Below are 12,551 nucleotides of genomic sequence, written 5' to 3'. Positions count from 1 at the left end.
CGAACGGCTCGCATCCTAGGCCATGCACCCGCCGGGACCGAGTGGTCACGACCCTACCGAACAAGGCCGCACTAAGGAGGGTCCCCCAGTGAGCATCCCGACCCTTCCGTACGACCAGATCGTCGGCTTCGAGGAGGTCGACCCCCTCGAGCCGCGCCAGATCCTGGCGAAACGGTTCCAGCCCTACCTGGCGCCGCTGACCGGCTGCGTCCCCCACCCCGGGGTCGACGCCGACGGCAATATCAGCGCCGGCCTGCCCACGGAGTCGGTGGACGAGGGCGGGCGCGACTCCCGCGGCCAGGCCTATTCGCGCTCGGCCGCGCTGCCCGGGTACCGCGCGATCGTCTACGCCTGGTACTTCCCCAAGGACTGCCCCTCCCCCGGCCGCGGCCACCGCCACGACTGGGAGGGCGCGGTCGTCTGGTTGCGCGAGCCGGAGAGCGCGGCGCAGGCCGACGGGGCCGCCGACGCGCAGGCCGAGATGATCTCCTTCAGCTACTCCCAGCACGGGAGGCTGTTCACGGTGGAGCCGTCGGCCGAGGTCACCCACGAGGGCCGGCCCATGCTCGGCTACAGCCGCTACGGCGAGAAGGTCACGCACTCGATGTGGCTCCACGACCAGCCCGGCGACCTCCACCCGCTGATCGACTGGGAGGACCTGCCCGAGGCCGCGCGCACCGCGCTGAACGAGGGCGACTACGGCGCCGGCACCCCGCTGATCCGCGAGGGCGCCTTCCAGCGCAACGTGTACCACTCCTGGCCCGGGGAGCCGGGACAGATCATGGACCTGCTGGGACGCACCCGGTAAGGGAACCTACTGCTCGGCGAGCGCCGCCGGGCACACTCAGTGCGTGCCGCCGAGCTCGATGAGCAGCACACCGGCGGCGATCATCGCCATCCCGGCGAGCATCATCGGGGTGAGGGCCTCGCGGAAGATCACGCGGGAGGCCAGCGCGGTCAGCACGATGCCGATGGCGACCCACACGCCGTAGGCGACCCCGAGCGGCATGCCCGTCCGCAGCGTCGCCGAGAGGAAGGCGAAGGCCCCGAGGTAGCCGAGCACCACCAGGGCGTACCAGGCGCGACGGCCCGTGGCGGCGGCCCGCAGCGACAGGGTGCCGGCGACCTCGGATCCGATCGCGCCGCTGAGCAGCAGCCAGCTCATGTCGTCCCCTCCGGTGAGTCATCGGGCCCGGGTGTGCGCCGGGCATGGTCGGCACCGGGCTCCGCGGGTCGCGCGCCCGGCGACGAGGCGTCGGCCGCCTGCGCGCGCTGGGAACCGAGCTCGACGACCACCACCCCGGCCGCGACGAGGGCGATGCCCGTCGCCTTCAGCGTGGTCAGCGGCTCACCGAACAGAGCCGCCGAGAGCAGCGCGGTCAGCACCACACCGCTGGCGCCCCAGATCCCGTAGGTGACGCCGAGGCCCATCCCCCGGCGCAGCACCAGGACCAGCAGTGCGAAGGAGAGGATGTAGCCGACGCCGACGAGCCCGTAGAGCGCGGGGACGTCCAATGCGCCGCGCAGGGCCAGGGTCGCAGTGACCTCGCTGAGGATCGCTCCGGCCAGCAGCAGCCAGGCCGTCATGACTCGCCGCCGAGCAGATCCGCGGCGGTCTCTTCGAGGGACGCGGCTTCGTCGGCCGGGATCTCGAGCAGCCCGCTGGCGCGATCGAACCACACCCCGTCGGCCATCAGCCGTACGGCCAGCAGGCGTCGGCGCGGGTCCGCCGGGGTCTCGGGCGGGACGACGAGCCAGCGGTCCAGCTGCTCCTGCCACCGCTCGGTGAGAGTCACGCGCAGGCGCGGGTCGGCGAAGATCACGAGGTCCGCCGGGGACAGCGAGCCCTGGCAGGCCCACTGGAGGTAGGCGAGGAAGCGCTGACGGGCAGGGACGCCAGCAAGGTCCTCGGCGCTCTGCCCGCCGGGCTCGGTAATGCGGGCGAGCATCTCCTGCTCGTAGCGCTCAGCGATGCGGTCCAGCACCGCCGCGAGCAGCTCCTCCTTGGTGGCGAAGTGGTACATCAGGCCAGGTTTGGAGACCCCGGCGGCGCGGGCGGCGGCCTCCAGGCTCAACGTGCCGTCGGCGCCGAGGTGCGCCTCGGCGGCATCGAGCATGGCCTCGCGCGCCGACGGGCGGTGCGCGGGGCGGGTCTCGGTGGTGGTGGACGGCGAGGGGGAGGTCATGGGGATACTTTACCGACCGGATAGGCAAGTAAGGCAAGCAGGCCGGACGCCGACGTGCCCTGAGCCTCACCCAGGCGTCAGCTGTGGTCCTCGGGCGCCGGTGCCCAGCGGGCGATCTGGGCGGCGAGGTGCCCGGCGCCGTAGCCGTTGTCGATGTTGACCACGCCGATCCCCGGGGCGCAGGCCGAGAGCATGGTCAGCGCCGCGGTGTGGCCTCCGGCGGCCACGCCGTAGCCGACGGAGGTGGGCAGTGCGACGACGGGGGCGCTGATCTGCCCGGCGATGACGGTGGGCAGCGCGCCGTCCATCCCCGCGGCGACGACCACGCAGGCCGCCCGGCGCAGCTCGGGCAGCCGAGCCTGGAGCCGGTGCAGGCCCGCAATGCCGATGTCGGCGATCAGGCGGGTGGGCCGGCCGAGGTAGCGGGCGGTCAGCTCCGCCTCGCGAGCCACCGGGAGATCGCTGGTGCCGGCGCAGGCGACGACGACCTCTCCCCCGCTGGGCGCGGGCGGCTCGGCGGGCCAGGCGACGATCCGCGCCTCGTCCTCATAGCGTGCCTGCGGCAGCGCGACGAGCACGGCCTCGGCCCGCTGCCGGTCGGTGCGGGTGAACAGCACGGGGCCCAGATCTTCGCGACCGTCGGCGTGGAGGCGGGCGTACTCCGCGGCGATGGCGCCGACCTGCTCGACGCTCTTGGCGTCGGCGAGCACGGCCTCCGGGGCGCCGCGGCGGCGGGCACGGCCGAGGTCCAGCTCGGCCACTCCGTCGATCCATCCGTCGGCGACGCGGGCCTCGCCGTCGGCCCCGGGGCCCGGCTTACCCATGAGCGCTCGCGCCCTTGCCGACCACCTGCAGGGAGAACAGTCCCGAGCGGATGCCGTCGAGGTCGATGGTCACGTGCTGGAACCCGGCCTCCTTGCCGGCCTGGACCAGGGCGGTGCGGATGCCGGGCTCCATGGCGCGGGGCAGTTCGTCCGTGGGCAGTTCGATGCGGCCGATGTCGCCGTGGTGGCGCACCCGGCAGTCGCTGAAGCCCTGCTCGTAGACGGCGTCCTCGAGGTCGTCGATCTGGCGGAGCTTCTCGGGGGAGACCTCCTGCCCGAAGGGCACGCGGGACGCGAGGCAGGGAGCGGCGGGCTTGTCCGCGACCGGCAGGGACAGGGCGCGGGCGACGTCCCTGACGTGCTGCTTGGTCATGCCGGCGGTGGAGAGGGGCCGCAGTACCCGGTGGCGGGTGGCGGCGCCCGCACCGGGGCGGTCGTGGCGGGTGGCATCGTCCGCGTTCTCCCCGTAGGCCACGGCATCGAGCCGGTGCTCGCCGACGATGTCGTCACCGATGCGGGTGAACAGCTCGTCCTTGCAGTGGAAGCAGCGGGCGGCGTCGTTCTTCGCGTACTCGGGATTCTCGGCCTCGCGGGTGTGGACCTCGATCACGCGGGCCCCGATGACCCGGGCCACCCGGTGGGCGAGGCGGCGCTCCCGGCGGGCGAGGGACGGGGAGACGCCGAGCAGGGCCACCACGTTCTCGGCGCCGACGGCGCGCACGGCCAGGGCGAGCAGGGTCGCGGAGTCCACGCCCCCGGAGTAGGCGACGCCAAGGCGGCCGATGCCGCTGAGCTGCGCGGCGATCTCGTCGGCGTGGTGGAGGGTCTCGCCGCTGAGGGCCTCGGGCGTCATGGACCACTCATCGATGTCGGTGCGGCCCGGGTGGAACAGCGAGGCCGGGGCCGGGATCGCGCTCGGGGCCGGGGTCGCGCTCGAGCTCGGGGTGCGGGTGGCGGTCACTGGGAATCGCGCTCCTCGGCGAGGCGGAAGAGGACCTCGCCGGCGTGGTCGATGACGAGGGTGTCGGGGTCGTGGCGCAGGGCTTCGATGTCCAGGCTCGCCGGGTCGACGTAGCCGACGTTGTACTCCGCGCACACCTCGGGCGAGATGGAGGTGGCGAAGGAGCGGTTCACCCGCTGCTTCTCCTCGCCGGTGACCGGGTCGTAGGTGCCCAGGCCGGTCACGTGCGTGGAGTGGGCGAGCTCGCCCCAGGGGTGGTCCTTGAACCGGTCCCACTGCTTCGTGAAGTACTCGATGTTGTGGTAGCCGATGTCGCGCAGGCCGGGGTGCATGGCGGCGACCTCGGTGATGTGCGGGGCGTAGATGATGACCTCTCCCCCGTCGGCGCACACCGGCTCGGACTTGTAGAAGCCCTTCGCGCCGGTCCAGATGTCTTCGTACATCTCCGGGACCAGGGCGACGATGCGCTTGTAGGGCCGCTCGACGTAGGTGATGTGGGTCTGTGCGGAGATCTTGGCCATCGCGGCCCAGGCGGCCTGCGGGTCCCCGTAGGCGATCGCGCCGAGGTCCGCGCCGCCCTCGGCGACGTCCATGGTGAAGCAGTGCTTCTCGGCGTCGATGAGGTCGCTGGCGGCGTCGATCAGCTGGCGCACCGGGGTGATCCCCAGGGTGCCGATGATGCGGCTGGCGGTGATGAGCGCGCCCACCCAGTGGGAGATGTCGATGACGTCGTGCACCGAGCAGCCGGGGAAGAAGTACTTGTTGCCGCCGGAGAAGCCGACGACCTCGTGGGGGAAGACGGGGCCGACGACGAGGTTGACGTCGCTCTCGACGCACAGGCGGTTGATCTGCACGCGCATCGGGACGTCGGTGAGCAGCCCCCCGGTGAGCTCGGCGATGCGCTCGGCGGAGATCTCCCCGAGATCGGCGATCTGGTCCGGGTCGTGCCAGGCGTGGTTGACGACCTTCCACTCGGGATAGGTTGCCTGCGCGCCGCGCTCGGTGGCCCCGAGCAGCGCATCGATCGCGTCCTGGTTCATCGCGGCGTGGGTGCCGAGTGCGATCAGCACGGTCACGGAGGAGGCGCGGCCGGCGAGCGCGTCGTGGATCGCGGGCAGCACCTTCGGCAGCGGCACGTTGCGGGTGCCGTCGGGGATGATCAGGCAGACGCTCTTGCCGTCGTAGTCGGTGCCGTCGAGCTGCTCGGTGACGAACTGGCGGATCTGCTCGTCGGTGAGCGTGCCCTCCGCACCGCCCAGCAGGGCCGCGCGTTCGGCCAGGCCCTCCGGGATCGGCTCGATGGTCGGCATCGTCGTCGTCTGCTCGCTCATCGCTCCACTATGCGCTGGGCGGGCTGGGGGTGCCAAGGTGGGGCGGGGTGTTGCCATGCGGCGACACCTCATTCACTGGCAGCTACGCGTCCGGCCAGCTACTACGAAATCTCCACGGAGCTCGAAGATGAGGCGCGCGGTACTGAACCCCTGAGCCTCGAAGAACCTGTGTGCCTCCGTGTTGAAGGACCACGAGTCGAGGCGGATGGTGGCGGCTCCGGCCTGCTGAGCTCGACGGGCAGTCTCGGCGACGAGCAACTCGCCGACGCCTCGGCGCCGAGCCCGTTGGGCAACCGCGATGTGGTGGATGTACACGTCGGTGTGCTGGTACTTGAACGGCGACTGCGGGCGTTCGAGGACCTCGGCAAAGACGTAGCCGTCGAGGTCTGATCCGCCATGGTCTGCAACCAGGACGAGCGACCCTTCCGACAGCCGACTGCGGAAGAAGCCACGAAGTGCCTCCGGTTCGGCGGAGCGGAACAGGTCCGGCCGACCTTTGGAATGGAGTCTCTGCACTTCGACCCCGAGCACTGTCAGCCCGTCGACGTCACTTTCGGTCGCGTCTCGTACGTGAGTTGCCCGATCACACATGGCGCGAGCGTAGCGGTGCCCGTCAGGGACTTCTGTGCCCGTGCGAAACCTCATCGAACCCCGAAGCCCCACCTGCCGTGATCACAGCAGCGCACCACCGGATACCTCGATCCGCTCACCTGTTGCCCAGCGGAACCCGGGGGACACCAGGGCAGCGATCGCGTCGGCGATGTCCTCGGGCTCGCCCACGCGTCCGAGCGCGGTCTGCCCCGACAACGCCGTGCGCATGGTGTCGTCATCGCGCATGGCTCCGCCGTTGAAGTCGGTCGCGGTCGGCCCGGGGGCGATCGAGTTGATCCGGATGTCCCGTGGGCCCAGTTCGAGGGCAAAGCTCCGAGTGAGTGCCTCGAGCGCCTTCTTCGATGCCGCGTAGACGGAGGTCGCCGGACTGACGTGCCGGCTGAGCGAGCTCGAGACGTTCACGATGCTCGCTCCCTCCGACAGGTGGGGAAGCAGGGCCTGCGTGACGAAGAGAGGGCCCCGGACGTTGACGGCGAACGTGGCGTCGAATTCCTCGGCGGTGATGTCGCCGAGTGGCGCGAACAGTCCCACGCCGGCGTTGTTGACCAGCACGTCGAGTGTGCTCGCGTTCCACGTCTGCTCGATACCGGCGAGCACCGCGGCGCAGGCCGCCTCGATGGAGGGAAAGTCCGCGACATCCATCCGGCTCTCGATGGCTTCGCCGCCTGCTTCGACGATCTCGTCCACGACCTCGCTCGCACCGCCCCGCGAGGCGACGACGACGTTGAGCCCTTCCCGGGCCAGTGCGAGCGCGGTGGCCCGTCCAAGTCCGCGGTTGGCTCCGGTCACGAGTGCTGTGCGGGTCATGTCGCCTCCAGTAAGTAAATGAGTACTTACTTGTAAGCTAGTGGCCGAGGACGAGCTCGTCAATACCCACGGGAGGGGCAGACGGATGGCACGTGACGCCGAGGCCACGAGGGAACGGCTGCTTGCCGCGGCAACCGTGGAGTTCGCGGCCCACGGCTTTGCCGGCGGTCGAGTGGAGCGAATCGCCTCGCAGGCGGAGTGCAACGTTCGGATGATCTACGCGTACTTCGGCGGCAAGAGCGGCCTGTTCGACGCCACGCTTGCGCAGGCACTGCGTCGCATGGCCGAGAACGTCCCTCCGCGTCCGGAGGACCTCGCGGGCTGGGCCGGGGACGTTTTCGACCATCATCAGCGCTTCCCTGAAGTGCTCCGCCTGAGCATGTGGGCTCAGCTCGAGCGACCCGAGGCCGCCGCTGAGCCGAGCGATGTCTATCGGGACAAGACGCTCGCCGTCGCGACGGCTGCTGCCCGGCCGCTGACGGCCGTCGACGTCCTGGTCTTCATCTACGCCATCGCGCAGGCCTGGCAGTTCTCACCCGAGGGGCTCACCGGTCTCGAGAAGAACTCGGGCACGGAGGAGGCGCTCGCCGCTCGCCGACAAGCAGTCGTCATCGCTGTCGAGCGGATGCTGCAGGCCGGCACCTGAGACGAGGCAGCGTCCCAGCAGCCGAACAGGCACTGCCGCCTGTCGCAGTGTGTTGACGGCGACTTGATCCAGGGCGATGGCCATCGCGGCGACGAACCTCGTGGCCAGCGCGAGTGAAGACGTCTCAGCTCCCGTGACCGTCGGCCGTGGCAGGCAGGATCGTGTCCGCGAGCGAATGCGCCGTCGCCGCCAGCGTTCCGACGTCCATCCCGGTGCGTCCCATGAAAGTCACGCCCTGCTGCGCGGCCAGGAGCGCCCGGGCTGTGGCGACCGGGTCGGCGGATGCGCTCAGGTCGCCCTGGGCCTGCGCACGGCGCACGCCGTCGGCCAGCACCGCCGTCACTCCCTCGTAGGCCTGCCGCGCTTCGGCGGCGACGGCGGGATCGGCGGTGGCCAGCTCGGTAGTGCTGTTGGCGAGCAGGCAGCCGCGTCGCGCGGCCACGCCGTCAGGGTCACCGACCGGCATCGTCACGAAGGATCGCAGCGCCTCGACCGCCTGCGGCGCGGAGTCGAACGACCGGCGCAACGCGCGATCGAGTGAGGCGATGTATCGGCGCAGCACCCGCAGGAACAGCTCACGCTTTCCCCCAAAAGCGGCGTAGAGGCTGCCCTTGCCCATATTGCTGGCCCGCATGAGGTCCTGCAGCGAGGTCGCCGTGTAGCCGGCGTCCCAGAATTGATCGCACACCGCACGGAGCACCTCGTCCTCGTCGAACTGTCGCGGCCTCGCCATGCCCCCAGGATATGGGTTTTTGACCGGTCGGTCCACCATGCATATATGGTGGACCGACCGGTCAAGAACCAGCGCGAGGCCCCGTGACCGGATGGGTACCCGCCTCGCCTCGACGCAGGACACGGGATAGGACCAACGCTCATGGGACAGCTGGCAGACAAGACGGCCCTGGTGACCGGCGCGAGCACGGGCATCGGGCTCGCCGCCGCCGAACGCTTCGTCGCCGAGGGCGCGAACGTCTACATCACCGGGCGGCGCACACAGGAGCTCGAATCCGCCGCCCAGACGTTGGGCGATCGAGCGATCCCGATTCAGAACGACGTCTCCGATCTCGATGACCTCGACAGACTGTTCGGACGGATAGCCGACGACGGGAACCGGCTCGACATCCTCTTCGCGAATGCCGGAGGGGGCGAGGCGGGCCAGCCCCTGGACGCGCTCACCGCGGAGGCCTTCGACCACACCTTCGGCATCAACGTCAGAGGCACCGTGTTCACGGTTCAGAAGGCGCTCCCCCTGCTCAAGAGCGGCGGGAGCATCGTGCTCACCGGCTCCAGCTCGGCACGTCGCGGCGTCGCCGGCTTCGGCGTCTACTCCGCCACGAAGGCGGCATTGCGGCAGTTCAGTCGGGTCTGGGCCGCTGAACTCGCGCCTCGCGGCCTGCGCGTCAACATCGTCGTGCCCGGCTCGACCGATACCCCTGGGCTCCGCGGCCTGGCCGAGAACCCGCGTCACGCCGAGGCGATGCTCGAGGGCATGGCCAGCGGCATACCGCTGGGCCGTACCGGTGAACCCGCCGAGATCGCCAACGCTGTCCTTTTCCTGGCCTCGGACCAGTCCAGCTTCATCACCGGCAGCGAGCTGTTCGTGGACGGCGGCGAGGTGCAGGTCTACCCATGATCGAGACGGTCCTTCGGCTCTCCTGGGCGCGCGAGGGGCCGCAGGGAGTGCTGATCGCCTCTGCGTCCATCCTGTCGTGGCAGGCAGGTTCACGGACGAACCGCCTCGTCCTGCATCTCTGCGTCCCGCAGCGGGTGGTGACGTGCGGCGCCAGGACCGCGGTGGCGACGGTCAGCCCCACGGCGGCACAGACGAAGACGGCCGGCACGTCGAGCCAGCGGCCGACCAGGCCTCCAGCCAGCGCTCCGATGGGCACCACGCCCAGCACGATGAGGCGGTATGCCGGGTTGACGCGTCCCAGCAGCCGATCGGGCACTGCCGCCTGTCGCAGTGTGCTGACGACGACTCGGTTCACGGCGGTGGCCATCGCGGCGACGAACATCGCGATCAGCGCGAGCGAAGATGTCGTGCTCAGGCCCAGGACGGCGTAGCTCAGCGCGGGCAGGAGGCCCCGACCAGGTGACGACCCCTCCCCGAGCGGGCCGCAGTCGTGGTCTGCTTGAGCGATGAGTGATCTGACCACACCCACGGTCGAGATGCTGTGGGAGCGAGCGTCCCCTCATGACGTGCTGCGTGATCGGTTCGGGTTCAGCGATGCCCAGGCGGCATCGGAGTGGATCACGGAGACCGTTCGGGCCGTCTGGGGGATTGATGCTTCGGACTGCACGCGCATCGTGATGTCCGACAAGAACGCGCTGGCATGGCTGAGTTCGTCGTCGGGGTCTCTGGTCGCCAAGTGGTCGATCGCGCGCGAGAAGTTCGAGCGTCTGGATGCGCTTTCGCGCATCGTCTCTGCCTTGGCTGACGACGACATCCCTGTCTCGGCACCGGTCGTTGCTCTAGATGGCCGGTTGCAGGTGGAGGTGGACGGCGTCTCCCTGGCCCTGCAGCGCAAGGTGCCGGGACAGATCCTTGACGTGGACGACCCGGCTCAGGTGTATGCCTCCGGCGCCGTTCTGGGTCGCTTGCACCACGCACTCGCCCAGGCTCCCGATGCGGGTGGCGTGCTGGCCTCGCCCGAGGGCGTGCCGAGCCTGTCCGAGAGAATCGAGGCATGGCTGCACGGTGACCGTGCGCATCTTCCGCCACAGGCGATCCGGACGTTGAGAGATGCACTGCCTGACCGAGGCGACGACCGGCCGGCGCAACTCCTGCACGGAGACTTCCGATCCACGAACGTCCTGTGGTCCGACGGACGGATATCTGCGGTGTTGGACTTCGACGAAGCCCGGGTCGACGACCGGCTCGATGAGCTGGCGCGTTCCGCGGTTCTCCTCGGCACGAAGTTCACGGAATGGGAGCCGGTCACCCCGGACGTGCGTGGCGAGTTCTTGCGGGGGTACGAATCGACCAACTCTCTGACCGACTCGGAGCTTCGATGGTGGCGTGCGCTGGTTCTCTGGTACACGCTCGCGATGGTGCCGATTTCGGACACGTCCTCGAGCTGGTCGCACGCTGCGGTCGAGGAACTCTCGGCCCCGCATTGGACTGGTCGACGACCTTGACCGCCATCGAGGGCGCTCGTGACAGATCCGCGCGGGGAGATGTACTCCGACCGGCCGGGTGGCGGAGCAACTTCCGATGGCAGCTCAAGGCATCTGCGACCCTCGGTTGAGGCCGTTGCTCCTCGCTTCCTCCTCCAGGCTGACGAACCCACACCGAGCCCGCTGTTGACTGTTCGCCATACCTTCCTCCACTCCCCCTTCCCCCCGGCGATTGATCCTCGGCATCGCCTCAGTCGGGCTTCTGAGCGTCATCGTTCTCCTTCTCGTCCGTGGCATGACGTACCGAGGAACCGTCGCCTGGTCCGCGGGTCTGCCTGCGCCCGTGCAGACCCTGGCCGAGGCGATCTCGGAGTACGGCATCCTCGGGCTCATCGCTCTGTTCAGCGTGGCCGCGTGGCGAGCGCGTCGGTACGGAGTGAACCGGCTCGCTCGCGGCATCGCGGCCGGCTTCGGTGTCATTGGCGCGTACATCGCCAGCGAGTCCATGAAGATGCTGGTCACTGAGATGCGCCCGTGCCACAACTTCTCCGTGCGCACGATCACGAGCTGCCCGGAGGCTTCGAATTGGTCCTGGCCGAGCAACCACGCCACGATCGCCGTCGCGATCACTGTGGGCGTGCTGGCCATGGCACCTCGGCTCGGACTGCTAGCGCTTCCGATGGCGGGCCTCATCGCAACGTGTCGTGTCGTGGTGGGCGTTCACTACTTCCATGACGTCCTGGCCGGGGCGCTGCTCGGGACCGTGCTCGTCATCCTCGCCGCCCGTTGGGGGACGCCTCCCGTCCGACGGCTCCTTCACTGGTCCACGCGCTTCTCGATCGTCAATCGGATTCTCTCGACGGAATCGCCCCGCCATCACCCAGGGGGCGCTCATCGCGCGGATCGACGCCTATCTCGGATGTCGCTGCGCGCCGCTCACTGACGCTTGGTCCGATGTTGGCCGTGCCCGAAGCGCGGCGTGTTATGCCGGTCGAACCCGGGGGATCAGGTGCAACGCAACGCCCTGCATCGACGCTGCCGGGGAAACTTGTTTGCCCTGGACGGATCGGCCTCGAAGACTGGCCCCATGCCCGACGAATCCACCGACCGAACCATCCACCAGCACCCGCTGGCCTATCTGCTGGGCCTCGAAGGCGTGGCCCTCATGCGTGCTTTCGCCGGCGAGTACGACCGGGCGTTCACCGAGGCTCGGATCGCCGAGGTGCGTCACCTCCTGGACCGCGCGGACGAGCTCGGGCCGGGGATCGATGTTCCTCCCCTGCCGGTGGCCGATGGCTATGACGGCTGGGCGGAGAGTTACGACGGCGAGGACAACGGCTGCTTCCCGATGCGTGACGATGTGCTCGCTCCGATGCTCGATGCCCTCCCTCCAGGGCGCGCTCTCGATGCCGCCTGCGGGACCGGTGCGGTCACCCGGCAGCTGGTCGACCGCGGCCACGACGTCGTCGGCGTCGACTTCTCCGAGGCAATGCTGGCGCGCGCCCGCACGGCCGTCCCCGAGGCTCGATTCCTTCCGGGCGAGCTTACCGCTCTTCCTCTGCCGGATGGCGATGTCGACCACGTGGTGTGCAGCCTGGCGTTGACCCACCTCGGTGACCTGGCTCCGTTCTTCGCCGAGGCGGCGCGGGTCATGCGACCCGGCGGCCATCTGATCGTGCTCGACACCCGCGGCCACTTCATCGGATCGCCGCGCTATCCCCTGGTCAAGCAGTCTCCCGACGGCCGCACCGGGCACATCACCGGATTCAGCCACGGCCTCGGGGACTATCTGCGCGCCGCCCTACCGCACGGTTTCGGGGTGCGGGCCTGCGAGGAGACCTTCCGCGGCGACGTCACCGTCGGCCCCGAGGACAAGGCAGCGCCGCTGACCCCCGGTCCGCCGAGCATCTGGGAGCTGCATCCCTGGGCGGCCGACGCCACCAACGCCGCCAAGGCGGGGCAGTCGTCCCTGGTGGCCTGGACATTCGAGCTGGTACCCGGGTTCTGAACCCGATTCGCTCGCGCCCGACTGCGGCGCCCGCTGCTGGAGGCTGACCCCACCTGCGG

General features: G+C 69.8%; 15 protein-coding genes. 6 read left to right on the top strand and 9 right to left on the bottom strand.

Going from position 1 to position 12,551, the window contains the following annotated elements; genetic code table 11:
- Positions 1-88 precede the first annotated feature (88 nt).
- Complete coding sequence (locus ACFQRD_RS11725) at positions 89-808, top strand: NPP1 family protein (protein WP_377804283.1); 720 nt, start codon at positions 89-91, stop codon at positions 806-808.
- Positions 809-844: 36 nt separating this feature from the next.
- Here ACFQRD_RS11725 and ACFQRD_RS11720 read toward each other — a convergent pair whose 3' ends face one another.
- The 8 genes from ACFQRD_RS11720 to ACFQRD_RS11685 all read right to left on the bottom strand — a co-directional run bounded on the left by ACFQRD_RS11720 (position 845) and on the right by ACFQRD_RS11685 (position 6,721).
- Positions 845-1,165 carry a DMT family transporter gene (locus tag ACFQRD_RS11720; RefSeq protein WP_377017769.1) on the bottom strand — a complete coding sequence of 107 codons (321 nt, stop codon included), beginning with the start codon at positions 1,163-1,165 and terminating at the stop codon, positions 845-847.
- Positions 1,162-1,587 (bottom strand): DMT family transporter, encoded by a 426-nt coding sequence (locus tag ACFQRD_RS11715; RefSeq protein ID WP_377804281.1) that lies wholly within the window; start codon positions 1,585-1,587, stop codon positions 1,162-1,164. The genes ACFQRD_RS11720 and ACFQRD_RS11715 overlap by 4 nt, the downstream gene beginning before the upstream one ends.
- Entirely contained in the window at positions 1,584-2,186 is a 603-nt protein-coding gene (locus ACFQRD_RS11710; protein WP_377804279.1) for a TetR/AcrR family transcriptional regulator, read from the bottom strand. Before ACFQRD_RS11710 ends, ACFQRD_RS11715 begins: the two co-directional genes overlap by 4 nt.
- Positions 2,187-2,263: 77 nt before the next feature.
- Positions 2,264-3,010, bottom strand: a complete 747-nt coding sequence (gene larB, locus ACFQRD_RS11705; protein ID WP_377804277.1) for a nickel pincer cofactor biosynthesis protein LarB — start codon at positions 3,008-3,010, stop codon at positions 2,264-2,266.
- A complete protein-coding gene (gene larE / locus ACFQRD_RS11700) occupies positions 3,003-3,863 on the bottom strand; it encodes an ATP-dependent sacrificial sulfur transferase LarE (RefSeq protein WP_377804289.1) in 861 nt (286 codons plus the stop codon). The genes larB and larE overlap by 8 nt, the downstream gene beginning before the upstream one ends.
- Before the next feature lie 104 nt (positions 3,864-3,967).
- Positions 3,968-5,302 (bottom strand): lactate racemase domain-containing protein, encoded by a 1,335-nt coding sequence (locus tag ACFQRD_RS11695; protein WP_377804275.1) that lies wholly within the window; start codon positions 5,300-5,302, stop codon positions 3,968-3,970.
- Between the two features lie 72 nt (positions 5,303-5,374).
- Positions 5,375-5,893, bottom strand: coding sequence for a GNAT family N-acetyltransferase (locus tag ACFQRD_RS11690; RefSeq protein ID WP_377017781.1), 519 nt, complete (start codon positions 5,891-5,893; stop codon positions 5,375-5,377).
- 81 nt (positions 5,894-5,974) lie between these two features.
- Positions 5,975-6,721, bottom strand: a complete 747-nt coding sequence (locus ACFQRD_RS11685; protein WP_377017783.1) for an SDR family NAD(P)-dependent oxidoreductase — start codon at positions 6,719-6,721, stop codon at positions 5,975-5,977.
- 85 nt (positions 6,722-6,806) lie between these two features.
- Between ACFQRD_RS11685 and ACFQRD_RS11680 the strand changes: the two genes are divergently transcribed.
- Positions 6,807-7,367 carry a TetR family transcriptional regulator gene (locus ACFQRD_RS11680; protein ID WP_377804273.1) on the top strand — a complete coding sequence of 187 codons (561 nt, stop codon included), beginning with the start codon at positions 6,807-6,809 and terminating at the stop codon, positions 7,365-7,367.
- Between the two features lie 124 nt (positions 7,368-7,491).
- Here ACFQRD_RS11680 and ACFQRD_RS11675 read toward each other — a convergent pair whose 3' ends face one another.
- Positions 7,492-8,100 (bottom strand): TetR/AcrR family transcriptional regulator, encoded by a 609-nt coding sequence (locus ACFQRD_RS11675; protein ID WP_377017787.1) that lies wholly within the window; start codon positions 8,098-8,100, stop codon positions 7,492-7,494.
- A 141-nt stretch (positions 8,101-8,241) separates the two neighbouring features.
- Here ACFQRD_RS11675 and ACFQRD_RS11670 point away from each other — a divergent pair, with 141 nt between their 5' ends.
- From ACFQRD_RS11670 to ACFQRD_RS11655, 4 genes are all read left to right on the top strand, one after another.
- Positions 8,242-9,000, top strand: coding sequence for an SDR family NAD(P)-dependent oxidoreductase (locus tag ACFQRD_RS11670; RefSeq protein WP_377017789.1), 759 nt, complete (start codon positions 8,242-8,244; stop codon positions 8,998-9,000).
- Between the two features lie 506 nt (positions 9,001-9,506).
- Entirely contained in the window at positions 9,507-10,505 is a 999-nt protein-coding gene (locus tag ACFQRD_RS11665) for a phosphotransferase enzyme family protein (protein ID WP_377017791.1), read from the top strand.
- A 211-nt stretch (positions 10,506-10,716) separates the two neighbouring features.
- On the top strand, positions 10,717-11,427 hold the full coding sequence (locus tag ACFQRD_RS11660; protein WP_377804271.1) for a phosphatase PAP2 family protein: 711 nt from the start codon (positions 10,717-10,719) through the stop codon (positions 11,425-11,427).
- 144 nt (positions 11,428-11,571) lie between these two features.
- The gene (locus ACFQRD_RS11655) at positions 11,572-12,492 is read left to right on the top strand and encodes a class I SAM-dependent methyltransferase (protein WP_377017795.1); all 921 of its coding nucleotides are present in this window, start codon (positions 11,572-11,574) and stop codon (positions 12,490-12,492) included.
- The last annotated feature ends 59 nt before the right edge of the window (positions 12,493-12,551 follow it).

The sequence above is a fragment of the Brachybacterium sp. GCM10030268 genome (genome assembly GCF_042666305.1).
GTDB lineage: Bacteria > Actinomycetota > Actinomycetes > Actinomycetales > Dermabacteraceae > Brachybacterium.
This window is presented reverse-complemented; position numbering and strand designations above follow the sequence as displayed.